The organism is Flammeovirga sp. OC4 (genome assembly GCF_000812565.1).
Classification (GTDB): domain Bacteria; phylum Bacteroidota; class Bacteroidia; order Cytophagales; family Flammeovirgaceae; genus Flammeovirga.
The window spans coordinates 1-26584 of the sequence record NZ_JTAM01000076.1 but is presented as its reverse complement, the minus strand read 5'-3'; the positions used below and the strand labels follow the sequence as shown (position 1 = coordinate 26584).

General features: G+C 34.9%; 19 protein-coding genes and 1 riboswitch. Of the genes, 12 read left to right on the top strand and 7 right to left on the bottom strand.

Annotated elements, in window-relative coordinates; translation table 11 throughout:
• Positions 1–6 precede the first annotated feature (6 nt).
• Together PL77_RS25265 and PL77_RS25255 are read left to right on the top strand one after the other, a co-directional pair.
• On the top strand, positions 7–1899 hold the full coding sequence (locus PL77_RS25265; protein WP_044211579.1) for a SusD/RagB family nutrient-binding outer membrane lipoprotein: 1893 nt from the start codon (positions 7–9) through the stop codon (positions 1897–1899).
• Positions 1900–2709: 810 nt separating this feature from the next.
• Positions 2710–2946 (top strand): hypothetical protein, encoded by a 237-nt coding sequence (locus PL77_RS25255; protein ID WP_044211577.1) that lies wholly within the window; start codon positions 2710–2712, stop codon positions 2944–2946.
• Positions 2947–3038: 92 nt separating this feature from the next.
• Here the strand turns inward: PL77_RS25255 and PL77_RS25250 are convergent, their stop codons facing one another.
• The gene (locus PL77_RS25250) at positions 3039–3677 is read right to left on the bottom strand and encodes a trimeric intracellular cation channel family protein (RefSeq protein ID WP_216595940.1); all 639 of its coding nucleotides are present in this window, start codon (positions 3675–3677) and stop codon (positions 3039–3041) included.
• 340 nt (positions 3678–4017) lie between these two features.
• Here PL77_RS25250 and dnaE point away from each other — a divergent pair, with 340 nt between their 5' ends.
• The 5 genes from dnaE to PL77_RS25225 all read left to right on the top strand — a co-directional run bounded on the left by dnaE (position 4018) and on the right by PL77_RS25225 (position 14418).
• Positions 4018–8286 carry a DNA polymerase III subunit alpha gene (gene dnaE, locus PL77_RS25245; protein ID WP_044211576.1) on the top strand — a complete coding sequence of 1423 codons (4269 nt, stop codon included), beginning with the start codon at positions 4018–4020 and terminating at the stop codon, positions 8284–8286.
• A 430-nt stretch (positions 8287–8716) separates the two neighbouring features.
• Positions 8717–8971 (top strand): hypothetical protein, encoded by a 255-nt coding sequence (locus PL77_RS25240; RefSeq protein WP_044211588.1) that lies wholly within the window; start codon positions 8717–8719, stop codon positions 8969–8971.
• 337 nt (positions 8972–9308) lie between these two features.
• Complete coding sequence (locus PL77_RS25235; RefSeq protein ID WP_052444719.1) at positions 9309–10847, top strand: ammonium transporter; 1539 nt, start codon at positions 9309–9311, stop codon at positions 10845–10847.
• A gap of 424 nt (positions 10848–11271) precedes the next feature.
• Complete coding sequence (locus PL77_RS25230) at positions 11272–12834, top strand: ammonium transporter (RefSeq protein ID WP_052444718.1); 1563 nt, start codon at positions 11272–11274, stop codon at positions 12832–12834.
• A 231-nt stretch (positions 12835–13065) separates the two neighbouring features.
• A complete protein-coding gene (locus tag PL77_RS25225; protein WP_044211575.1) occupies positions 13066–14418 on the top strand; it encodes a carbohydrate porin in 1353 nt (450 codons plus the stop codon).
• Between the two features lie 54 nt (positions 14419–14472).
• Here the strand turns inward: PL77_RS25225 and PL77_RS25220 are convergent, their stop codons facing one another.
• Positions 14473–15162, bottom strand: a complete 690-nt coding sequence (locus PL77_RS25220; protein ID WP_044211574.1) for a metal-dependent hydrolase — start codon at positions 15160–15162, stop codon at positions 14473–14475.
• Between the two features lie 213 nt (positions 15163–15375).
• On the opposite strand from PL77_RS25220, the gene PL77_RS25215 reads away from it, so the two are divergent.
• Positions 15376–15657, top strand: a complete 282-nt coding sequence (locus PL77_RS25215; RefSeq protein WP_156152536.1) for a hypothetical protein — start codon at positions 15376–15378, stop codon at positions 15655–15657.
• Between the two features lie 226 nt (positions 15658–15883).
• Here PL77_RS25215 and PL77_RS25210 read toward each other — a convergent pair whose 3' ends face one another.
• From PL77_RS25210 to modA, 3 genes are read right to left on the bottom strand one after another with little or no spacing between them, the layout of a single operon-like run.
• Complete coding sequence (locus PL77_RS25210) at positions 15884–16675, bottom strand: ATP-binding cassette domain-containing protein (protein ID WP_052444717.1); 792 nt, start codon at positions 16673–16675, stop codon at positions 15884–15886.
• Positions 16672–17343, bottom strand: coding sequence for a molybdate ABC transporter permease subunit (gene modB, locus PL77_RS25205; RefSeq protein WP_044211572.1), 672 nt, complete (start codon positions 17341–17343; stop codon positions 16672–16674). Before modB ends, PL77_RS25210 begins: the two co-directional genes overlap by 4 nt.
• Positions 17344–17383: 40 nt before the next feature.
• A complete protein-coding gene (gene modA / locus PL77_RS25200) occupies positions 17384–18127 on the bottom strand; it encodes a molybdate ABC transporter substrate-binding protein (RefSeq protein ID WP_082026724.1) in 744 nt (247 codons plus the stop codon).
• Between the two features lie 152 nt (positions 18128–18279).
• On the opposite strand from modA, the gene PL77_RS25195 reads away from it, so the two are divergent.
• Entirely contained in the window at positions 18280–18516 is a 237-nt protein-coding gene (locus tag PL77_RS25195) for a hypothetical protein (RefSeq protein ID WP_044211571.1), read from the top strand.
• 58 nt (positions 18517–18574) lie between these two features.
• Here the strand turns inward: PL77_RS25195 and PL77_RS25190 are convergent, their stop codons facing one another.
• Complete coding sequence (locus PL77_RS25190) at positions 18575–19492, bottom strand: exonuclease domain-containing protein (RefSeq protein ID WP_044211570.1); 918 nt, start codon at positions 19490–19492, stop codon at positions 18575–18577.
• Positions 19493–19498: 6 nt separating this feature from the next.
• Positions 19499–20701: a retropepsin-like aspartic protease gene (locus PL77_RS25185; RefSeq protein ID WP_082026723.1), complete on the bottom strand. Its 1203-nt coding sequence runs from the start codon at positions 20699–20701 to the stop codon at positions 19499–19501.
• 234 nt (positions 20702–20935) lie between these two features.
• Between PL77_RS25185 and PL77_RS25180 the strand changes: the two genes are divergently transcribed.
• The 3 genes from PL77_RS25180 (at position 20936) to PL77_RS25170 (ending at position 25590) form a co-directional block, all read left to right on the top strand.
• Positions 20936–22042: a BamA/TamA family outer membrane protein gene (locus PL77_RS25180; RefSeq protein WP_052444715.1), complete on the top strand. Its 1107-nt coding sequence runs from the start codon at positions 20936–20938 to the stop codon at positions 22040–22042.
• Positions 22043–22471: 429 nt separating this feature from the next.
• A riboswitch (cobalamin riboswitch) is annotated at positions 22472–22673 on the top strand.
• A gap of 154 nt (positions 22674–22827) precedes the next feature.
• Positions 22828–23805 (top strand): ribonucleotide-diphosphate reductase subunit beta, encoded by a 978-nt coding sequence (locus tag PL77_RS25175; RefSeq protein ID WP_044211568.1) that lies wholly within the window; start codon positions 22828–22830, stop codon positions 23803–23805.
• Between the two features lie 111 nt (positions 23806–23916).
• Positions 23917–25590 (top strand): ribonucleoside-diphosphate reductase subunit alpha, encoded by a 1674-nt coding sequence (locus PL77_RS25170; protein WP_156152535.1) that lies wholly within the window; start codon positions 23917–23919, stop codon positions 25588–25590.
• Positions 25591–26584 lie beyond the last annotated feature (994 nt).

The window sequence follows — 26584 nt, the reverse complement described above, 5'->3', positions numbered from 1 at the left end:
ACGAAAATGAAATTAAGAAACTTAAATATACTTATTGCTGCCGCTTCAGTGATGCTTGCTACTTCATGTACAAACAGATTTGAAGAGATGAACGACAACGATTATACATCAGGAGATATGGATCCTAAGTATCAATTCGTAAAGGCACAAACAAAAATATACTCATCAGGTCACGAAGGGTACAGAGGTAACTTGATCATGACAGGTCCATTGTCAATGACTACAATGAACCCTCAATATACACAAGGTGCGGGTTTTGGTAGAGCAGATTCTTATACAAACGCAACTTGGGAGACGCTTTATAAAGACCTTGCAAAGGACATTGAAGATGCTAGAGTTCGTTTAGAAAAGCAGATGGATGCTGATACTGAGCTTGAAAACCAAGCAAAGTTGGCGCAATTGGCAATTACAAGAGTAATTTGCTATTACAGAACTACATCATTGTATGGTGATATTCCTTATTCAGAAGCTGGTAAAGGTTTGTCGGAAGGTATTTTCTATCCTAAATATGATGACCAAGAGTTTGTTTTCGAACAAATGGTAGAAGAGTTGAAAACAGCAAGAGAAGACTTAAATACAGGAGCTACGTTCACGGATGATGTATACTATAACGGTGATGCATCGAAATGGGGTAAATTGGCCAATTCTATGCTGATTAAGATCGGTATGGCAATGTCAGAGGCAAATCCTGCTTTAGGTGAGGAAATCGTAAGAGATGCAGTAACGCATTCTGCTGGTTATATCAGTGATCTGTCAGACAGTGCTTTATTTGAGCACAATGAAACAGGTGGTGCTTGGGGTGAAACAGTAAACGGATCAGGTGTAGCGAATGAAGGTAGAGTGGGTGGACAATCTTACCAATTCTTCTCAGATGCGATGTTAGTTTCATTACAAGAAAGAAAAGACCCTAGAATTTTCTGGGTAGCTTCACACATTGATAATACTGGATCTGAAACGAAAGCATTTTTAGATACAGCTGCTTATACGAATTTTGATCCTTTTAAATATGATACTTCAGATGGAACAGAATTCCAACAAGTACATTACAGAGGTGCAAAATCAGGTGATAGACCTGACGGTAACAGAGGTATCTATGAGTTGAATGGACAGGTGAAACACATGTCATTCACTATTGCCAATGAAGATAATGGTGAATACTACAGTAACCTTGGTTATAAATTCAAAGATCAAGGTCAGTATGCTCAACTAGTAGCAGTGAACCCTGCAACAATCTTGAACGCGGGATCAACAACAATTGTAGTGGGTGCAGATGAAATCAACTTCTTATTAGCAGAAGCAGCTCAAAGAGGTTGGGCGATTCCTGGTAGTGCAGCAGAATACTATAGAAAAGGTGTAGAAGCAGCGGTTAGAAAGTATCCAAGTTTCTACGCTTCAGGTCAAGATTATGTGAACAACTTTGTGGACCTTTATAAAAGACAACAAAACGTAGATTATATCTGGGAAGTGGAGGCTTCAAACTATGTTGAAAGAGCAGTTGCAGAGTTTAATAACTCAGGAGATAAGATGAATACAATCATCTATCAACACTGGGTGTCTCAGATCGGTAACGGTTACAACGCCTTCGCATTATGGAATAGAACACATTTACCTGATCTAGTACCAACATCTCTTGGAGCAACGGAAAGAGATGTCCAAGTGCCGGTATATGGTGAAGATCCATTATTAAATGTTGACGCGAAGCCAACAGGTACTTCAATGGTAGAATTGCATACAGGTGGGTATACAAATGGTTACAGACCTTCACGTTTGCCTTACCCAGCAAGAGAGTTTACAGTAAACCCTACACACGTTGCAAATGCAATTTCTAATCAAGAAGAGTATGGTAATCCTTCGTCAGATTTCCTTACTGCACCTCAATGGATGAGTAAGAAAAATTAAAAACGATTGAATTATATATCGTCAATGAATAAAATACTATGTGAATGAAGAGTTCTTTTTGAAAGCAGAAGATGTAAAATATATACATCATTCGTTACCAAAAAGACAAATCAAAACATAATCCTTGTTCATGATCGAATGTGAGTAGTATAAGGTGGTGCCTTTCTAAGGTGCCACCTTTTTCTTTTTCTTGAGTTCAGCGGTTTAAAATCATTGAGGAGAGTAGAAGTTAGCTTTTAACTTCTAAGCCTTGAATTTTTTGCTTCTTTTTGTTTCAAGACAAGAACGAAGAGGGAAGAAGCTTGGAAGAGTTGCTTGGAATACTTGTAGAAAACCTGATTGAAAGTTGATAAAACGTAGTTTATAGAGGCTCTGGGAACTTTTATAAAGCTTTCTGTGGTTGTTTTTCTAGGACATGATCAACATATATCAAAGTGATGAAAAATAATGGATTTGTAGAAAAGGTATTCATGAAAAAATATGCCGGATGATCGTCATTGATGTAAGATTATATAGCTTGTGTACAGGAAATGATTTTTTTGTTGAGTTAGAAGTGTCTGAAAATGAAATATTTGGACTAATTAACAAAACTCAAAGCAAGTGTATTGAATTTGAAATTGTCTTTTTTGAAGTTGAAAATAGAAGAATCTGCTTTTTTGTATTGTTAGTGCTTGTTTTTGTGTTTTTGGAATTGAAATTTTACAAGAATAGTATTAATTGTAGATTTAACACAAATAATCCAACAAAGTCCACTATATTACGTATAAAATTAGTATATTCATTAAAAGAAAATTTAAACCTCGTTACTATATGAAACCTATTAAATTTGGATCTATACAGTTAATGCCAATAGCGCAGCTTGGAATCGTTTTGACGATCGTTTTATTATTTGCTTTTGCATACGTTAAGTCATTATTACTATCCCAGGGAATTGACGTTCCCCAGCGTTATTATGTATATGTTCCAATTTTAATATTTAGTGGTGTTTGGCCTTTCATGATTAGTAGAGGTATAGAGCAAAATCCTGAATTTGAACCTGAGAAATAGAACTCATTATTAATCAATTATATTACAAAGAGCTTTTTCCTTCATTGGAAGAAGCTCTTTTTTGTTTTTTGGATAAAAGGTCAATCAAGGTTTTACCAATCTTCCTCATCAACAGTTTCCTGATTTTTATAAATAGAGGGTAAAGTGATTTCTTTATAAACCACCCAAGTTCTTAATATAAAAATCATACAAACAGGGGCAAGTTCCGTGATAAAGCGATTGATTTCTAAGTGAAATAAGATGATGTAAAAAATAGCACCTACAATACTGATGGTGGCATAAATCTCTTTTTGAAAAACAACAGGTATTTCATTCACCAAAATATCTCTGGAAACACCACCAAAAGAACCGGTAATTACACCCAAGATGATGCAGATAATATAAGGCAAATCATAAGTCAATCCAATTTGAACACCGGCTACGGAAAATAACGCTAGACCAATGGTGTCAAAAAGCAGAAGCGAAGTTCTAAATCGATCAAGCTTATCTTGAAAAATCATTGCACAAACTGCACCGGCCAATATAAAGTAAATATAACTTGGGTCGGCAATCCAAAAAACATCCCTTTGTTCAATTAAAACATCTCTTAAAGTGCCTCCGCCTACAGCGGTGACAAAGGCTACAATGAGGACGCCAAAAGGATCCAACTTTTTCTGCATACCTACCAATGCACCAGAAATTGCTAATGCAAAAGAACCGATAACACCGATATAATAGATGATTTCTTTCACTGATAAATTGATTTTACAAAAATGAATAATAGTACCTCAGTACATGAAAAAAAGTAATTTTAGGTTTCTATGTTTTATCTTGACCAAAGCAGATTTATAATGCTTCGTTGTCACAAAGCGATAAAAATCCAACGAAGAGTCGGATAAAAAAGATAAGATAATTTTACCATTTACTTTATTCCAGGTACCTAATAAAAAACCTTATAAAAAAGGAGTGGTTTAAAACAGGACGCAAAGGAACATATTTCTATCAGAGAAGTTACATATTAATTAGATTTATTTACTGAATTCTTCTTATAACTTTACTATTTTTGTAAACTGAATTAGATAAAACTCCGCAATGGCATATATCATATACGATACGGAAACCACTGGTTTACCGAAAAATTTTAATGCACCCCTTACCGATCTTGACAACTGGCCAAGAGTGGTTCAATTGGCATGGCAACTTCATGATGACCATGGTAAATTGATCAAAGCTCAAAACTTGATTGTTAAGCCGGATGGCTATACGATACCCTTTAATGCAACAAAAGTCCATGGTATTACGACGGATCACGCATTGGAGCATGGTCATGACCTAAAGGAGGTATTAGAAGAGTTTCGTATTGATTTAGCGAAGGCAGACCGTCAAGTAGGTCATAACCTTCAGTTTGATATCAATGTAACAGGTGCTGAATTTATTCGTGTAGACCTCGAAAGTAAAATTCAGGAAGTAGAGGTGATTGATACCATGATCACTTCCACTGATTTCTGTGCATTGCCCGGCGGTAGAGGTGGAAAGTTTAAATCTCCTTCACTTACTGAACTTCATAATAAACTTTTTGGTGTTCCTTTTGCAGATGCCCACGATGCCGCTTATGACGTTGACGCAACTGCACGCTGTTTCTTTGGCTTGATTGAGCATGGTGTTGTGACACCGATCAATGATGTTGCCGTTGAAGCTGTCATTTATGAAGCTCCTGAATTAGATGAAGCCAACTTTGCCTTTAAGAATAAATCCAAAGATTTAGGTAGAGGTAATGTAAGTAAAGAAGAAGGTCTTGCTAGACTGAAAGATGTCAAGTTTACCCACCTGCATACCCATACACAATTTTCTATTCTTAGAGCTACTTGTACAATTGGAGATTTGGTGGCTAAATCTCAGGCAGATGGTTGCGACGCCGTTTGTTTGACAGATCATGGCAATATGTATACTGCTTACCACTTCGTAAGGGATGTGTTGAAAGCGGAATTAAAGCCAATTGTGGGTTGCGAAGTTTATTTAGTAAAAGACCATAAAAAGCGAAAGTTTACACGTGATGATCCGGATAGAAGATCATCTCAGGTATTGATCGCAAAAAATAAAGACGGGTATCATAATTTAGCCAAACTCTCTTCCCAAGGTTTTATTGATGGAGCCTATACAGATAGAGATGGTACGTATGCTCGTATTGATAAGGAGCTTTTACTGCAATACAAAGGGGATCTAATCGCAACAACTGGTGGTTTGCAATCACCGGTAAATAATCTTATTCTGAATGTTGGTGAAGAGCAAGCAGAACAAGAGTTTGTTTGGTGGTTGGAGAATTTCCAAGATGATTTTTACATTGAATTGTGTCGTCATGGATTAGAAGAGGAAGATCACGTCAATGAAGTGTTGCTTCGTTTTGCAGAAAAGTACAATGTAAAATATTTCGCTGCCAATAATGTCTATTATATAGATGAGGCAGGAGCAGATGCCCACGATATCTTATTGTGTGTAAAAGATGGTGAGAAAAAATCAACACCAATTGGTAGAGGTAGAGGGTATCGTTTTGGTTTCCCTAACAATCAATTCTACTTTAAGTCTGCGGATGAAATGAAAGAATTATTCTACGATTTACCCGAGGCGATTGAATGTACGCAGGAAATTGTAGACAAAATAGAATCTTATAAACTAGCTCGTGATGTCCTCTTGCCTGCTTTCGATATTCCAGAGGAATTTGTAGATCCTGAAGATGAAAAAGATGGAGGGAAAAGAGGAGAGAATGCTTTCTTAAGACACCTTACGTATGTGGGTGCTGAAAAGAGGTATGGAGTCATTACGGATGACATTCGCGAACGTTTAGATTTCGAATTGAAGACCATCGAGAACACGGGTTATCCAGGTTACTTCCTGATTGTACAGGATTTTACAACGGAAGCCCGAAATATGGGGGTATCCGTAGGTCCTGGTCGTGGATCAGCAGCGGGATCCGCCGTAGCCTATGCTATTGGTATTACCAACGTTGACCCGATCAAATACGACTTACTATTTGAGAGATTCTTGAATCCTGATCGTGTATCCTTACCCGATATTGATATTGACTTTGATGACGAAGGTAGACAAAAAATTATCAACTGGGTAGTTGATAAATATGGTTTCAATCAAGTATCTCATATTATCACTTATGGTACTATGGCGGCAAAATCTTCGATTAAAGATACCGCTCGTGTGATGGATTTGCCACTCTCTGATTCAGATCGTCTGGCAAAACTGGTACCGGATATGAAGCTGAAAAAGCTGTTTGGAATGTCTGATGAGCAATTGCAAGGCAAATTGAACAGTGAGCAAATGGAAATGGCCAATCAGTTGAAGGCTATTTCCGAAGAGCATGGAACTTTAGAAGGAGAGGTGATCAATACGGCCAGAGTATTAGAAGGTTCTGTAAGAAATACTGGTATTCACGCCTGTGGTATAATCATTACGCCAGATGATATCACCAAATTTATTCCGGTAACTACCGCCAAGGATGCAGATCTTCTGGTGACGCAGTTTGATAACTCCGTTGTAGAAAATGCAGGAATGCTGAAGATGGACTTCTTAGGTTTAAGAACTTTGTCCATTATCAAAGATGCCATAAAACTGATCAAACAACGTCATGGAATTGACATCGATCCTGATGATATTCCGTTGGATGATCGTAAAACATATGAACTATACCAGAGAGGGGAAACAAACGGTACGTTCCAGTTTGAATCCGCTGGTATGCAGAAGCACTTAAGAGCACTAAAACCCGACGTTTTTGGTGACTTAATTGCCATGAACGCCTTGTACCGTCCAGGTCCTTTGGAATACATTCCAAACTTTATTGCCCGTAAGCACGGTGATGAAGAGATTGTGTATGACATTGATAAAATGGATGAATACCTTGCCGAGACTTACGGTATTACGGTTTACCAAGAGCAAGTAATGTTGTTGTCTCAATCATTGGCAGGGTTTACAAAAGGTGAAGCCGATATGCTTCGTAAGGCCATGGGTAAGAAAATCTTTGCCTTGCTGGAGCAATTGAAGCCTAAATTTATTGAAGGGGGTACTTCCAATGGTCATGATCAGAAAGCACTCGAAAAAGTGTGGACGGACTGGGAAGCTTTTGCCGCTTATGCCTTTAACAAGTCTCACTCTACTTGTTATTCAGTAGTAGCCTTCCATACAGGATATTTGAAAGCGAATTATCCTGCGGAATATATGGCATCCGTCTTAACGCACAACATGAGTGACATTAAGAAGGTGACATTCTTCATGGAAGAATGTAGTCATATGGGCATTCCGGTTTTAGGGCCAGATATTAATGAATCCGAGTATAAATTCTCAGTAAACGCAGACGGTGCGATTCGTTTTGGATTAGGAGCTGTAAAAGGAATTGGTACTGGTCCAATTAACGCCATTATTGAAGGAAGACAAGAAAAACCTTATGAATCTATTTTTGATTTTGTGGAAAGGGTCAACCTCAAAGCGGTAAATAGAAAGGTAATGGAAAGTTTAGCCTATGCAGGTTCATTTGATGAATATGAATTCCATAGAGCGCAGTATTTCCATATTCCAGAAGGGGAGAAGTTCTCAGGGATTGACTTATTATTAAGGTATGGCAACAGAGTGCAAGCGGATAAAATGTCTGCACAAGCTTCATTGTTTGGTGCAAGTACAGGCGGGTCTGTTCCTCCTCCAAAATTACCCCAATTAGAACCTTGGTCGAAATTGGTGGAGTTGCGTTTTGAGAAGGAAGTCGTAGGTTTCTTTATTTCAGGACACCCATTAGATATGTACCGAATGGAATTGGAGAACTTCTGTATTCCTATCAAACACGTTGATTTACACAAACAGCAAGAAATCAAGATTGGTGGTATGATTACTGAAGCGAAAATCCTTGAAAGTAAAAACGGAAATAAATTCGGTATTTTGACGGTTGAAGACTACGAACAGACCCATCAGATGGCAATGTTCGGTGAAAACTTCAACAAAAACCGTCACTTCTTTAATGAAGGAGATTTCGTTTGCGTGATGGGTCAAGTAAAAGAAAACTATCGTACACCGGGACAGTGGGAGGTAAATCCTAAAAAGATTATGGCCTTATCTTCTGTAAAAGACCACTTTTGTAAAGGGATTGATTTATCAGTAGATGTGGCGGTACTCAATGATGATACCATTATGGAGCTAGTCAATATTGTAGAAGATCACAAAGGAACAAGAGAAATGTCTCTAGAGGTGATCTCAAGAGAAGACAATATGGTGGTGAATCTATTCTCTAAAAGTTATAAAGTAGATCCGTCTACTGAGCTTCTAAATGATTTAGACCGTTTAGAAGGGATAGAATATAGAGTATATTAATGAAAACGTTATCGAGATTTATCGATAATACGCTCTAAAAGCTGAAGTGATTAATGTTAATATTCCAATTGACATTAATCACTTTTTTTATTCAATTGACTATTAGTGTCTTAATTGATTGAATTTATTTTGACTCTTTTCATTTATTGTGTGATTTTTTTCATAAATATTTCATGAAATACGAAATACTAAATTTGTAAATTATTTTATATAAAAGTGTATTCACTAAACAAATAAAAATTAATTAAAAGTCGATTATTGTTGTTGTTTATTTTGAATTATCAATTAAATTGTTCTATATACATTTAATGAAATTGAGTAATACCTATAGTTTATTATGTGCTAATATTTGCAAAGTGATCGAATAACTTCTATTTTTGTTGTGTTAATGATACAAAAAATTATATCTATTGCATTTAAAACAATTATCATGAGCCAAAGTAAAATAGTTGCTGCCGCAGAAGCTGCACTTGACAAATTAACGAAGTTAAACAAGAAAGGAGAGTACGATCAACAAGTAAACGACTTAACTTGGGTGTTAGGAAGTTTCAAGAATGACGGAAACCCTGATGGTGTTTACCAAAAAGTTGCAGAGGCTAAAGATGTTCTGGCAGATTTAAAATCCAAAAAACCTAGAAGCGTAGCAAAAGCATTAATGGATTCTTTAGAAGAAGCATTAGCTTAAGCGAACCGACATTGAAAAAACTATTTTTTTGCCATCATTTTTGATGGTTTTTTTGTGCCTAATTTTTTGTGATATAGATAGAAAAGAAACAAAAGGAGAGTTTGATTTTTCGAAATGAAATCGTTTTTTGTTTGTGATATTTATATTTTTAATGGGTGTTTAATGGTAATAATTAATTAAAATGTGGGTGGTTTTATATAATTATTAAAACAAATAGGTGTATTTTCTTGATAATATAGATTTATTTACCTTTTATTGTAGTCATCAATTAAGTGCGAATTTTTATTAGTACGCATCTTGATTTACTAACAACAAACAGACAACAAATTTTACTTCAATGTTATATTTCATCTTAACATTTGCAATATTGTTTTCACCTACATTATTATTAGCAAATGAAACTTCTCCTCTGGCTTCCTTCAATGTGACGGATACACTATGGGTTTTATTTTCAGCAGTCCTTGTATTATTGATGCAGGCCGGCTTTAAAACACTGGAAACAGGTCTAGTAAAAAAAGAGCACCGTTCTAGTGTGGGAAGTAAAAACCTATTGGACTTGGTAGCGGGTGTATTAGGCTTCTTTCTTATCGGATTCAGTTTGATGTTCGGTAAATCGTATTTTGGTATTATTGGTTTTGACCTTGATTTATTTTTAGGGCAAAATTTTAACAATGGTGACCAACAAATCCCTGGTGTAGTATTTTTCCTTTTCCAATTGGTATTTGCAGGTACTGCACTTACTATTGTTTCTGGAGCAATGTCTGGTAGAACAGGTGTTTTCCCTTATTTTATCGGTTCCTTGATTACAGCTATTGTAATTTATCCAATCTTTGGACATTGGGCTTGGGGTAATTTGTTTTACGAAGATAACTATGCTTGGTTAGCTGAAATGGGCTTCATGGATTTTGCGGGTTCAACAGTAGTACATACAGTAGGAGCATGTGTTGGTTTAGTGGGGATGATTATGGTAGGACCAAGAATTGGTCGTTTTGATAAAAATGGAAAGCCTAAAAACATCAAAGCTTCAGACTACTCTTATAGTATTTTGGGTGTAATGCTGCTTTGGATTGGATGGTGGGGCTTTAATGGAGGTAGTACACTGCAATTCAATTACAATGTTTTTGAAATTATCTTAAATACAAACCTAGCAGGTGCAGCTGCATGTTTCTCCGCTTTCTTCTTCTGTTATTTCTTTCAAGATAGAAGTGAGTTAATCGAGAAAATGATTGGAGGTGCTTTGACCGGTTTAGTGGCAATTACTGCATGTTGTAATGTAGTCTCTCCATTAAGTGCTTTGATCATTGGTTTGTTGTCGGGTATTGTTCATAATTTAGCTTTTGATTTAATTTTAAGAGTATTCAAATTAGATGATCCTGTAGGAGCTATTCCAGTTCATGGTTTTGGGGGTATATTTGGTACGTTGTGTGTGGCTCTTTTCGGAAAGGAGGAGTTACTTAATTTACCAAGATGGGAGCAACTTTTAATTCAAACGATTGGGATTGAAGTATGCTTGACATTTACTGTAGTGATTTCAATAATCATGTTTAGAATAATAAAAGTATCTTATGGCTTGAGAGTTTCACCTGAGCAAGAATTGAAAGGAATGTTGATGGGTAGACAAATGCCTGAAGAATTCTATCAAGATGATTCAAAACAAAAAGTAAGATATGTATCGATGCAAGTTTCTGAAAAAGGTTATAACCTTTTGAATATGAGTGATTTTGCAGGTTTGGATCCGTTGTATAGAACTGAACTGATCGATGCGAAAAAGGTGTCTTTTATTGATGAACACGGTGAGCCAGTGCCATTAATTGATGCGATGAAGCAGTTGAAAAATTACTTAAAAGGAAAACAAGAGCAAGAGACGGCAGCATAGTACTGTAAGTTTTTTCTTCTTAATAAGCATACATTTCTAAGCAACCATAATTCGTTTTGTGGTTGCTTTTTTATTTCATTTTTTTGGTTTTAATATGCTTTGATTCTTGTTGAAAGTGCATTTTTTTTGATCACTATTTTTCTAACAAATTACCTACTGAAAGGTAGTGTTTGAGAGTTATAAACTAAAGGTGTTTATGTGTTGTTATTTTTATCCTTAATAATAAAATAAATAATTAATTTATTCCTTTATATAACCTGCAATTTATGGTATTAACTTCCTGTTTTTTAGCAGTTTTGCTTATATTTTCACATTATAATTTACAATTACGACTCTAATCATCTAATTTTGAAGTACATAAAAATGTGCGATGTTTTTATAGAGCTCTTATTAACTAGCAGACTGACAACCAAAATTTACTCTTATGTTATATTTCACCGTAACTACAATTAGCATTTTCTTATTTTTACCTACAACATTATTGGCTACAGAAACTGTCAATGCAGAATCTTTCAATATTCCAGATACACTATGGGTTTTATTGTCGGCATTTCTAGTTTTTTTAATGCAGGCAGGGTTCAAAACTTTAGAGACTGGTTTAGTACAAAAAGAACATCGATCAAGTGTCGGAAGTAAAAACTTGATGGATTTAGTTGCAGGAGTTTTAGGCTTCTTTTTGGTAGGTTTTGGGTTCATGTTTGGGAAATCTTATCTTGGAATTATCGGTTTTGAGCCAGACCTATTTGTAGGACAAAATCTACACAATGGCGATTTAACTATCCCTGGTATTGTGTTTTTTCTATTTCAACTTGTTTTCGCGGGTACCGCACTAACTATTGTTTCGGGGGCTATGTCAGGTAGAACGGGAGTTGTACCTTATTTTATAGGTTCTTTAGTAACAGCAATTGTTATCTACCCTGTTTTTGGACACTGGGCTTGGGGAAACCTCTTCTATAATAACAATATGGCTTGGTTAGCTAATATGGGATTTATGGATTTTGCAGGCTCAACTGTAGTGCATACAGTAGGAGCATGTGTTGGTTTGGTAGGTATGATCATGGTGGGACCGCGTATTGGTCGTTTTGATCACGAAGGTAAACCAAAGAATATGAAAGCATCGGATTACTCTTATAGTATTTTGGGTGTGATGTTACTTTGGATTGGCTGGTGGGGTTTTAATGGTGGTAGTACACTAACTTTTACATCAGATGTTTTTGAGATTATACTTAATACCAATGTAGCGGGTGCCTCTGCTTGTTTTTCGGCCTTCTTTTATTGCTATTTTTTCCAAGATAGAGGTGATCTCATTGAGAAAATGATGGGAGGAGCATTGACTGGTTTAGTAGCAATTACGGCATGTTGTAATGTTGTATCGCCAATGTCTTCATTGATCATTGGATTGGTATCCGGTGTTATTCATAATGTCGGTTACGATTTGATGCTTAAAGTATTTAAAGTGGATGACCCTGTGGGGGCGATTCCTGTACACGGATTTGGAGGTATTTTCGGTACATTGTGTGTAGCCCTTTTCGGAAAACAAGAATTATTGATTCTTCCTAGATGGGAACAGTTGCTAATACAAATGATTGGTATAGAAGTATGTGTTACTTTCACCGTAATTGTGTCCATCGCAATGTTTAAATTGATTAAAGTGTTCTATGGTTTAAGAGTAAGTCCAGAGCAAGAGATCAAAGGTATGTTGATGGGGAGATCGATGCCTGTCGAATTCTATGACGTAGAAGAAGAACAGAAAGTAAGATATGTTTCCGTTAAAATTTCTGAGAAAGGTTATAATCTGATGGATGTGAAAGACTTTATAGCTCTTGACCCTGTTTATCGCTTAGATTTATTGGAGACCAAGAAAGTTTCTTTCATTAATGATCAAGGAGAAGGAATTGAATTTGTTGATGCGATGAAACAATTGCACTCTGTTTTCGAAAGTTTAAATAATAGAACAACAGATCCAGATTCTCAGTCTATCGCTTAAATCATATTCTATCAAATGTCTAAAATCAACATTTACACCTTTAATTTTTAGAACAAAAAATAATTACAAAATATTGGAACAAATTAAACACTCAACTAAAAATATGAATTAGTCTTTCAGATTAAATGAAAGCATTGCTACTTTTTGATTTTTAAAACATATCTTTATAAGAGAAGCTTTATTGTAAGGCTTCTCTTGTTTTTGTTTAGACTAATTTCTCTCATCGCACCTATGTATAAAAACTTACTACTACTTTTTGCCATCTTTTCAATTTTCAGCACTCCGCTTTCTGCACAGAAAACATTTGAATTTCATACTTATGGCAGGGTAGGTATATCTTCTTCATTAGATGGAGATAAAGTAGGAGCTCGATTAAACCTCTCCAATCAAGGGGCTTTAGGGGGGAGACTAGAAGAGAATGATTACATTGAATTAACGGGAGTAACCAATATTCATCGGTTATTAGATATGAAGGAAGATGCTCCCAAAATACAATTTCAACTTACAACACAGTCCTTTTCCGGGAACAATACTTTTATCGCCAATGATACAAAAACCAATTTTGTAGAAGTCTTTTTAGATATTACCGATACTTTATACAACATTCCAATTCATTTATGGGTAGGAAGCAAGTACTTTAGAGATAAGAACATTGATATGGCCGATTACTGGCAATTCAATAACTTAACAGGTCAAGGCTTTGGTTTGACGATTGGTACTACCACAATTTCACTGATTAAAGCATTAGTAGTTCAAGATCAGCCAGGCAACCCTTATGGAGATTCCAATTATGATGATGGTAGACAAAAGCATGTGATTTCATTACAACACCGTTGGCATTTAAACCCTAACCATACCTTTAATTTTATGGGTGAATACCATTTTACGGGTAAAGATTCACTAACAGAACCTCAATTTATTGTTGAAGAAATCAGTGATTATGGCTGGTTATTAGGGGTGATGCACATGTATCAGAAAGATAATTTCTTAAATCATTCCTCTATACGATTTGGTGCAAGAATAGCCAATGGACCAGGTGATGATGGGTGGTCTTCTCGTTCCTTTATCAATTTCGGTAATCCAAACATCAAAGGACGTTATGATGGAGCTTATGGAATTAATATTACTGAAAACTTTGTATATGATATCAATAAGTATTGGGGGTTAATGGGGTATGGTGTTTTTCGATATGCTATGGGTGCGACTACACCAGTGTTTGTTGCAGACAATAGGCCTAATGAAAAATGGGATTTATCTATTGGTTTTCGGCCTATGATTTATTTATCAGATAAACTACAACTCATGTTGGAATATAATTTTCAAATGCGTGATTTTCAGGAGTATTCTCAGGGCTTGACAGGCTTTACACCAGGTCTAGGGCAGATGAATAAATTTACGATTGCTCCAGTGTATGTTCCTTCAGGTGAGCGAAGTTTAATGGCAAGGCCACATATCCGTTTGGTGTATTCTATTGCAGTATACAATGATGTGGTTAAAAAGTATGGGCTTTCTCAGTATTATGAAGCAGAAAATTCAGGAAGTGTGGGGAATTACCTTGGGCTTAAGTCGGAGTGGTGGTTTTAAAACCTTTACCTCATCATGAACATCAATGAAGCAAAGGTTTTAAATGATATCTAACTAGACTGTATCTATATCAACTGTTTCTCCTATGTTAGGTAATAGGAGTGATTTTTCAGATTGTTTAAAATATCGAGTAGCTGCTGCTTTATCGATTTTTATAGGAGGGAAGGTGTCATAATGATAACCCATGATTGTATTGCACTCTAAGTATTGAGCTGCAATTTTAGCATCCTCATAACCCATTGTAAAGTTATCTCCAATTGGTAAAATTGCAAGATCAAGATCACCGCATGTTGCAGGGATTAGTTTCATATCCATTGTTAATGCAGTATCACCCGCAATGTAAATTTTTCCTTCCTTATTCCAAAGTACAAAACCACCTGGGTTACCTGCATAAGTACCATCAGGTAATACACTCGAATGAATAGCGTTGACGTATTTTAATGTGCCAAAATCGAAAGTAAATTTACCTCCATGGTTCATTGGGTGTCCGTTAAGCCCTTTTTCACCGTAGTAAGACACTATTTCAAAGTTTGAGATGATTGTAGCACCTGTTCTTTCTGCAATGGCTTCCACATCTACCACGTGATCTTGATGTCCATGTGTAATCAAGATATAATCAGCTTCTAGTTCATCAATATTGATATCTTTAGCCAGCTCATTTGGTGAAATAAATGGGTCAACGATTAGCTTTTTGCCTGCTGTTTCAATCAGAAGAGAAGCGTGGCCTAAGTAGGTTACTTTCATGAAGTTTCTAGATTAATGTTTTTATAATTATCGACTCAATTTAATCTTAAATCAATGAATTAAAAAACCAATTTGTTAAAAATGAATGATAAATTTTCATAAAGAAAAACGATGTAACTCTTGCATAAGTCAATTTATTTGGTTTTGATTTCAATAAATATTACATTTATCTAGACTATAAAATGCAGCACTCTTTATTCAAACTATAATGTTATGACCACAATGTATGTGTATGATGCCCTAAATTACTCTTTAATAGCACAGCTTTCTAAGCGCTCTATTCTCAAAAGAGATTTGGGTATCACATTAAATTCAAACAAGGTGAAATTATTAAAAGCAGGACATCCTGTAATGATTTTATCTGGCTCAAATCTAACTAAACGTCCTTTATTTATGTCTTTCGACCCAATTCAGGAAGAAGATATTGAAGCTCTATTTGTGAAATACCAATTAGATCGCTTCCATGAAGAAGAAGAAATAAACATAGCAGTTTAGTTTAATTTGTAGTTCAAAAAACAATAAATCATCAGTTCTTGTGTATTATTAAATGAATTAGCTTGCTTATCAACCAATTAAGAATACAAAGCAAAGATTTCACTAGTATTAATTAGATGGTCTGATTAATACAAATACCCAATATAGTATGGTTTATTAAAGCATGTTTAGAGCTTGTTTTTAATAATGAAGAAGTTTTGAACATGCTTTTTTCTTTTGATGAATCTTAGTCAATAGAAATTTGAATTTGTTCTCCTAATGCTATGTCTTTTTTTAGGGGTAAAACGTAGTTTCTACGATCAAGCTCAACTTCCATAGTTCGCTCTTCAATATTGATTTTGGTAACAATTGCTTTTACTTGAATTGTAGCATCCATATCAAGAAGTTGTAATTTGAAGTCGTTTAATTCATAAATATGTTGGGTTAATGCTTCTAATTCATGAATTTGATGTGTATTGATGAGTATAGGGGTATGGTACTTACATTGAAAGCTCTTGATGTAGTTTATCACTCTTTGTTTCACTCTAAAATCTAAAGCAGAAAAGGGTTCATCCATCAATAAAAGATGAGGAAGTTGTACCAAAGCTCTTGCAATCGCTACTCTTTGTTTCTGACCACCTGATAGTGTATTGACTTTTTGTTTTAGTAAGCTTTTGATTTCAAATGCATCAATGAGTCGTTCCAATTCTCCTTTTTCGAATTGCCCATTTTGAGCAAATGCAATATTTTGAATGACATTCATATTGGGGAAAAGTGCATAATCCTGAAATACAAAACCAATATTTCTTTCTTGTGGGGAGAGTCGGATTTTTGATGAAGTGTCTAACCAAATTGTATCATTAAAAATAATTTTTCCTTCTTCGCAATCCATAAGTCCTGCTATAACTTTGAGAAAAGTAGTTTTCCCTTTGCCTGAAGGTCCTGTAATACCAATAATATCTCCCAGATCAAACTCTAATTGAAATTGACTTTGAACTTTACTCTTATTGATTTTTTTATGTAGGCTAATATTGATCACTTGAGGTTGAAATTATTCTTGCGGTTAAAATAATAAAGCAGGAAAAGTATTGTAAATGAAAAGCAAAGCAATATGAATGCATATTCGTGAGCATTATCGTATTGCATACTTTCTACATAATCATATATGGCAATAGAGGCAACTTTGGTTTTGTCGGGGATATTACCACCAATCATTAATACTACACCAAACTCACCAATAGTATGTGCAAATGTCAGTACCAATCCACTTAATATTGCACTTTTCATATTGGGTAAAACAACTTTTAGAAGAATGGTAATTTCTTTTTTACCCATAAGCCTTGCAGCGTGAATCAAGTCTTCAGGAATGGTGGAGAAACCTGCTTGTAGAGGTTGGATCATAAAAGGGAAGCTGTATATAATAGACCCAATAAGTAACCCACTAAATGAGAATACTAATTGAATATCGAAATGCTCTGATAAAAAGTCTCCTATTAGGCTATTTTTACCCAATGTGATAAGAATATAAAATCCTAATACAGTAGGAGGTAGTACTAAAGGAAGGCCGAATAACGTCTCTAAGAAAATCGTAAATATGTTTTTCCTTTTTGATAGAAAATAACCCAGAGGTATAGCAATGCAAAACAATATTATTGTGGTGAGCAATGCTAATTTTAATGTCAATATAAATGGAGTCCAGTCTATCATAAGTCCTAAAAATTACTCAAAGATAAAAGAAGTAATGATATCAATGGTAACTTTTAATGATTGCTTGACCTTTATTACTCATGATAAAATCAAGAAGTTGTTGTGCTTCTTTCTCATGTTTTCCTTTAATACTGATCATCCCTTGTGCAATTGGAGCATACAAATGTTCAGGTACTTCTGACCAAAATCCAAGTTTTTTATTGGGAGGAGCATTGACAATAAAAATGGAACTGAAACCTAAGTCTACTTGGTCAGCTAAAATAAACTGATTGACTTGTGATATACTTTCACCAAATACCAACTTATTTTGAAGCGTATTATTAAATGAATGTTGGATAGCTTCTAATGCAGCTTTACCATAAGGGGCAGTTTTTGGGTTTGCAATTGCGATTTTGGAAATAAATTCATCATCAATCTCCTCAAACTGAAAACGTTTTTCTTTGCTCCAAACTACCAACTTTCCTACCGAATACTGAATAACATCGGAGGCATTTATGTTTTCTTTTTTCAAGGCTTGAGGGTAAACCATATCTGCGGAAACAAATACATCATATGGAGCACCATTGATAATTTGAGCAGAAAGTTTTCCTGATGAACCTACAATAATTTCACTGACAATACCACTTTCTTGTTCAAAAGAGTGTATTAAATCTCGCATTACAAACTGCATGTTAGCAGAAGTAGCAATCTTTAGCGTTTCAACTTGTTGGTTTGGCGTATTGCAATATGAGAAGAGAAATAGGCCGACAAGGAACATAAAAGACTGTTGAACTTTTGATAACATCGTATAGAAACGTTTATTTATTAGACAGAAAGGTAAATTTATATAAAAAATTAAACTAAATTGAAGCACCACTAAGAATGACTACGGAATTGTCCTTCTTTAACAATTTTTTTTGTGTATCATAAACTACAAACTTAAACCAACCCAATTCGATGTATTACAGATGTATCTTCAAAAATGAGGGAAGTGGACTACTTCAAAATTTCTTTTTTGATCTTAATGAGGCCCCTATTCAATTTTCATTATTCAATAAGAAGTATGTGTTGAAAAGTATAGAGGAAACTCATGAAGAATTGCCAGAAACTGCGATTTATTATCGCAATAAAAAAATTTTTGTGATTCAAGATAATGAAATGATCCCACTGACAACAGGTAGGTTGTTGGTATAGTGAAAATAGGAGGTAGAACTACAATCCTTACGAGGTTTGAAAAACTGTAGTTCTCTTCTTATTCAACGGATAGTAAAAATTCATTTTCTCCCATTATAAACAATGGGTAGCCTTGTTCTTTATATTTTTCAGCCGTTTTTAATTTGGAAGACTTAAAACCTTCACCATATTTCTTGAAGTCCTGTTGTCCAACTACTAAAAAATCAGTTTGAGGTGTCAACATGTCAGGGAATACTTTTCCTCCTACAGAGACCACTTTTTGCATTGCCTCTTTTCGATTGATCTCGTTTAATTTTCCAGTAAATACAACATGTTTATTGTAAAAGCGGTGATTAGGGTTAGGATTTTTGGGAGGTTGGAATTGATACGTTTTCCTTTTTTTTACAGGTCTACCATTGCCAAAGTTTTGAAATGAGCCATTACTTTTCATGAATCCTTGTTTACTTCCCATTTTTTCAGTGAGCGTTTCTAAAGATTCACTACCATGGATTTCTAGCATTTTCAATGCAATAATGGCTGCTGCTTTTGCATCGCTTTCTGCATTGTGATGATCAAGTTTGATATTAAAATGATCAGACAGAGCACTTAACCCATAGCCATCAAGGTTGGGCAATGCCTTTCTGGAAAGTATTAGAGAACAATAAAATTCTATATCAGGCAAAGGTTGATGATAGGCTGTAAGTGTATCTCTAAGTACGGTAAAGTCAAATGCAGCATTGTGTGCCAAAAGAGGATATTTGGTGAGTAATTGATGCAGTTCACTCCATCTTAGATCAAAAGTAGGTGCACTTTCAGTCATTTCAGGTGTAATGCCATGAATATCAATATTCATAGCATTATAGTAGTTTGGTAAGGGTTTAATCAGGTGATGTTGAGAATCTACAATCTCGTAGTTTTCGACTACTACAATCCCAATTGAACACGCACTCGTACGTTTGGCATTCGCAGTTTCAAAATCAATGGCAATAAAATTCATGACTAATTACTGGTATTGTTCTTCACTAAAAATAGTGTGGCTTAAAGTATCGTTATTATGAATAAATTCAAAATCTAAACGATCACTGTTCTCTTGTATTTGTAAGAATTCACAATAACTATCAGAGGTGAAATCGCTTGTGGGAATTTGATTAATACTAATCACCGTATCTCCAACTGTAATGTTATCGTGTTTATCTTGATAATTATTAAAAATACTTCTGATGTAGTATGTTTTTAAATCATCCTTTCGATCAATTGAGAGAGGGAAACGTTTGTCTGAATAAAAGATTACCTCATCAACAGGTTTTATGTAAAGCATCTTTTTTTGCCAATTGATAACAAGGTTATAGTCAGCAAAGAATTTATTGCCTAGCAAATGAGAGCCTTTTTCTTGAAAACCGATAATAAAATCTTGACACAAATAATCACCTAGTAATAGGGAGTCTGCTTTATAAAATTTCTTCGTTTGGTTTTGACCCTTACCGAAAATACCAGAAGTAATACTTCCATATTGTGATGTAACAAATTCAAGACTGTCTTTTTTAAGAACTGATTCCATGTACTTATCATTTAATCTCAGGTATCCATTACTTCCTGTATCTACTTTGAGTTTGGATGTTGCCCCATGAATGCTAATTGGTACGATTGGATTGAATTGATCATCATTTGAAAAGCGAATAGAATCGTATGTTGAAAGATCTAAAGGTGTATTATTTTTGTAGATCGTAATCTCTTCTTTTTGATAATCTATTTGCCAGATTCCTTCTTTCATTAAGTTAGACCCAATGATGCCATCCACTCCTAAACATTTGAAGTTTAATTTTTCATCATAAATATCTAAAGCGATACAGTTAGTGTTTTTGAAGGAAAAGTTTTCAATGAAAAGTTCAGGGATTTCATAGAAGAAAGCATTTTGTTTGTTGTTTTGAGAGTCAGAAACGGATATTTTATATTTCTTTTTGAATTGGTATTCGTTTGCCATTTTGATGCTAATGACATTCATTGCTCCAGTATCAACGAGGAAATCATACTTTTTCCCATTGATCATGACTTTGATAATGATAAGTCCCATTCGAGTCTCAAAGGGGATAGTGATTTGATGGTCTTCCGAAACCAATTCACCTTTTTTCATTAAATGATACAGTTTGTTGAAATGACAGCTTGATAAGGAGAGAAGAATGAAAAGAAGAGAAATATACTTTTTCATTTTTGATGGAGTTTGATATTACAATAATGAATAGATTAGTTATTTACAGTAAGTACTAAGCTAAAATATAATTGTGATTTATTTTGGGCTTGGTACTTCATGAAGGTACAAGTATAAATTACTTTCAGTTAAAAATTAGTATTTTTGGCGATCTATCATTTGACTGTTGAGTAAAATCACTTTCGTGAAAAGTTACTACATTGACTACAATAGACCTGTAATATTGATATAAAAATGAATTTCAAACCACTTTATATACTGCTTTTACTTCTTATTATCGTTGTAAAAGGTCATGCACAATCTGAACTTGATACCCTATACAGACCACAATTTACCGCTTTCCCATATCCTGCGTATGCACAAGAAACGAGTTGGGAGTTCGGCGCAGTGGGTATCTATCAATTCAAAACTGCAAACGCGACTTTTGATACAAGACCTTCCAATATTTACTTCATTGGTTTTTATACCTTAGAAAATCAAATGCGCTTTAAACTAGAGCACACTTTATTTACGAATCATGAAGATTGGGTTTTTGAAGGGTCTTTGGAGTATTCTAAATACCCCGAAAAGTATTACGGTATTGGAAATAACACACCCATGGAAAATGAGCAGTTGATGGATTGGTCAAAGGTGGAGTGGAGACAACAATTTTTGAAAAAGTTATCTGATAAAATGTTTATCGGATTGCAATATAGGTATGTGAACTTTTGGGATATCAGTGTTGAGAAGAGAGCAGATGGAACAGGAAGTTTAGAAGAAATTCCAGGTTATAAAGGAGGAATAAACTCTGGATTGGGGTTAGTGTACAAATGGGATAAAAGGGATTTTGTACTTGCCCCTACAAAAGGACATTTTATAGAATTTAGAGCGGAAAGCTATGGTAGCTGGTTGGGAAGTGATTATAGTTTTAGTGCTTTCAAATTGGATATGAGAAAGTATTTCTCCCTAAATAAGAAGAAGCCGTATCATACAGTGGTTGCTTTTCAAGGTTTGCTCAATCAGACTTATGGTGATGTCCCTTTTAGAGAGTTATCGCTGATGGGAGGCTTAGTGATGATGAGAGGAGTTTATGAAGGTCGGTTTAGAGATCATCATATGATGGCTTTTCAAGGTGAAGTAAGGCAACATCTATTCTGGCGAATTGGAGCCACCGCATTTTTTTCGACAGCACAAGTAGCTCCCAATTGGAATGCCTTCCTTTTTGATCAGTTTAAATTTGCAGGAGGGGCAGGGCTACGCCTTTTAATCAATAAAGATGACCGAGCAACATTAAGAGCAGATTATGGTATGGGCCCGGATGGAAGTTCGGGATTGTATCTCACATTTGGAGAAGCGTTTTAGAGGTGAAAAATATTTTTTACAGAATCCTTCTCACAGGAATATTTTTTGAAAAAATCAATACCTTATTAGTGATTGTAAAAAAGATACAATAGTGTACTAAATACGCTTAGAGTTTTTTAATATGTAATTCTAATTACATTATTTTTGTTCAAACAACAAAACAATTCGTATTTAACTATAGTTTATTATTTTGTTCCCATTTTGGAAAATTTGCCTTTGTAAAAATTGCTGTCTTTCTACGAATAAGCGCTAGTGTTACAAAGTTGTATTCAAAATTTTTTCTTTTTGTATTCTTTGAAAAGTACAATAATATTTAACTCTCGTTGTAATTTTATATAGCGCTTTATATTGAAGATTTCAAGAAAAAAATGTGTAAATTTTTTAAAAAAAAGAACCTCTTAAAAGTTTGCATTACTCCGCAAAACACCATTAATTTGCTAGAATAAAGGTGCTCAAAGTTGTGTTAAAATACTTTGAGTGAAAAGGGAAATAGGTGTAAATCCTATACTGTACCCGCAGCTGTAAGTAGAGAGAAGTGCTTTATTTTTAACCACTTTGAAAGATGATCAAGGGAAGGTTGAAGCACCGAATTATACAAGTCAGAAGACCTGCCTTTATAAGCTCAGAAATCTTTTTCGGGTTTAAAAAAGGAGCTGTATCCTATCATCTAAAAAATGAAATGCTTGTTTTTTTGTGTAGGAACCACTTACTCTAGTTTTTTGGAGTGCCTTTAAATTTAAGTGTTTTTTCACTTTGTGTGTTGTACTAAGAAAAATAAATGAAAAATGAGCTTACTTGATAAACGTGTAGCTTACAAACCCTTTGAATATCCTCAGGCTCAGGATTTTATAGATGCTATTCATCAAACTTTCTGGATTCATTCAGAAGTGAATTTTGATGCTGATATTCAACAATTTAAAACAAACCTTACGGATAATGAGCGTGAGGTTATTGGAAATATCCTTAAGACTTTTGCTCAAACAGAAACAAATGTGCAGGATGATTTTTGGGGTGTAGTCGGACAGTTTATCCCAAAACCAGAAATTGCTGCAATGGCAATTACGTTTGCTGAAAATGAAGCAAGACACGCCTCTGCTTACGCTCGTCTGAATGAGTTGCTAGACCTAGATAACTTCGAAGAGTTTTTGGAAGATGAGACGGCAATGGAAAGATTAGAAATGCTTTCAAAAGTAGCTGTAGATGAGAATGGAAAGCCTTCTCCTTCAGACTTATTACAAAGTATTGCCATTTTCTCTTGCTTTACTGAAAATGTAAACCTATTCTCTCAATTTGCGATTTTACTATCCTTCAAAAAGTTCAAAAACCAACTAAAAGGGATTGGAAACATCATCAAATGGAGTGCGAAAGATGAAAACTCTCATGCGCGTGCAGGGATGTGGTTATACAATACTTTAATTTCTGAATACCCAGCGTTGAATACTCCTGAGTTGCAAGAACGTATCTATGAAGCTGCAAAAATTTCTCATGACGTTGAGGTTCGTTTATTGAATGGCATTTTTGAAAAAGAAGAAATGTCTTTCCTTCCTCTTGAGAACCTGATTCACTTTATGAGAGATCGTTTAAATAGAAGCTTAAGCGAGATTGGTTTAAAACCTATTTTCGAAGTAAACCAAGAGGCATTGAAGGAAATGCAGTGGTTTGACGAAGAGGTATTCGGTCACGCTCATGACGACTTCTTTGCGGTAAGACCAACGGAATATACTAAGAAATCACAATCTGTAACTGCAGACGATTTATTCTAATCTTACAGAAGAAATATCATAGTGTAAAAGGATTTTTACCGTCCTTTTGCACCTTCAATACTATAATATATTACCACCCTCAGTTCTAAATATTTTATGTCTGATATTAACATGACTATCGAGACTTCTCAGTTGGATTCACACCCAAAATGGATGACTGATGAAGGGCTCCAAACCTTAAAAAGCGGTTACCTTCTAGAAGGAGAAAATGTACGTGATGCTGTTACAAGAATTGCAAAAGCGGCAGCTTCTCGTTTGAAAAGGCCAGACTTTGAGAAAAGATTTTTTGATGCAATATGGAACAACTATTTGTGTCCGGCATCACCTGTATGGTCAAACATGGGTACTGAAAGGGGATTGCCTATTAGTTGCTTTGGTAGTTATGTGCCAGATAGCATTGCGGGTATTGGTAGTACTTTGGGTGAGGTAATGATGATGTCCAAAATCGGAGGAGGTACATCAATCAACGTTTCAGATGTACGTCCAAGAGGATCCGAAATTACAAATAACGGTACAAGTAACGGTGTTTATCCATTCTTGGAAATGTTTGATTCGGTAATTAACGGTACGAATCAAGGAAATACAAGAAGAGGGATGTTGGCTGCTTATCTTGACGTTGAGCATGGTGATATTGATGAGTTCTTGACGATTAAAGATGTAGGAAAGTCCATCCAAAATATCTTTATGGGTGTTTCAGTTTCTGATAACTTTATCCAAAAGGTAAGGGAAGGAGATCAACGCAGTAGAGAGGTTTGGGCTAAAGTCATCAAATCAAGAATTGAGAAAGGTATTCCTTACATCCTTTACAAAGATAACGCTAATAATCAGCGCCCAAGATGGTACAAAGATCAAGGTATGGAAATCAAAGCTTCTAACCTTTGTTCAGAAATTATGTTACCATCTAACGAAGAAGAATCATTCGTATGTTGTCTTTCGTCATTGAACCTAGTAAGATATGATGAGTGGAAAGATACTGACCTTGTGGAAACGGCAATTTTCTTCTTAGATGCTGTAATGGAAGAGTTTATTGCGAAAGCAAAAGACATTCCTCACATGGAAAGAGCCGTAAACTTTGCGAAAAACCATAGAGCACTAGGTTTAGGAGTTTTAGGTTGGCATAGTTTCTTGCAGAAGAAGAAAATTCCTTTTGCTGGTATTGCTGCAGATTCTTGGACTAGAATCATCTTCAAACAAATCAAAGAGCAAGCCGTTAGAGCATCAGAAAAGTTAGCTTCTGCTTATGGTGAGCCAAAAGTAATGATGGATACCGGTAGAAGAAACACTACCTTGTTGACAGTGGCTCCAACGACTTCCAATGCATTGATTGCCGGAGGTTACAGTACAGGTATTGAGCCAATTGCAAGTAACTACTATGTAATGGACTCGGCTAAAGGTACTTTCTCTCGTAAGAATCAAAACCTTGAAGCATTGCTTGATGAAAAAGGCTTGAATACACCAGAAGTGTGGAAGCAGATCTTAGCAGATGGTGGTTCTGTTCAAAATATTGGAGGTTTAACAGCAGAAGAGAAGGAATTATTCTTGACCTTCAAAGAAATCAATCAATTGCAGATTGTAAAGCAAGCGGCGTTACGTCAGACTTACTTAGATCAATCTCAAAGTTTGAATTTGAATTTCCCTCCAACTACACCTGTAAAAGACATCAACAAAGTAATGTTAGAAGCTCATGCTTTAGGTGTAAAAACGCTTTACTACCAAAGAAGTGAGAGTATTTTAAGAACTCAAATGAATGTAACAGGAGACGAATGTATCTCTTGTGAAGGCTAAAATGAGGATATTGTAATCAGTTACGATATTTTAATTTTAGAGCATAAAAAATCAGGCTATTCTAAATATTAGAATAGCCTTTTTTGATTGAATCAGTAGTTATTATTCTATACTATCGCAAACTAAAAATTTCTTAACAAGACCCCCCATGTACGATAAATACTTGGGAGGCTTGTCTATAAGTATGGCGGGAGAGTGTCCCCGCGCTCATAAAATGAGCCAAATTAATTAGTGACTTTGACCTACAAAGCTTAAGACCTACAAGAGGTATGGATAATTAACAGCAGACTGTAATTATTCTTTTTGAATTTCTTATTCTAATTAATGTGTACTTACTTAAAGTTCTTTTTATAATTTTTTTACTGAAGAGTATCTGAGTTTCTACTCTAATAATGACTTGGGGAACCTCAGAGGAGAGAAACACTCCTCTGAAGCAGAATAGAACTATAGACAAATTTTCTATTCAAGGGACCCGCCATATTATCTTATACACTAAATCGTATTAAACTAAGAGTTGTTTACGGATACTTCTATTCATTTTGACGTAATTATATGTTCTAATTTCGAGAATTGTTAAAAAACGATAATCGATAAATTAGTTTCTAATAGACTGTATTTTGAGGAGTTAAATCGAATTTATTTCATTTTCATTTATGCAATTTTACAATAGTTTTATCTTTTTTACAAATTTTAAGCAATGTAAAGTAAACAGTGTTATGAGGTTGTATTTATGTGTTTATATAACTCAATAATGTTGATCGCTACAGACTCAAAATTAATTGTATTAGTGTTATTGTCTATTTTTTGATTGATGAGGTGTGTTTAAATCGGTTGCATAAATTTTGATTCTCGTTTAAATAAAAAAATCTGTATTTGTACAATTTTTATGAGTTGAATGTGTCGTTGATAGGAGGATAATTCTATTATTTCATTGTGATTATCTTTTTAATATGTCTATTTTACACTAATTAAGCTCAATTTAGGAATTGGTCTT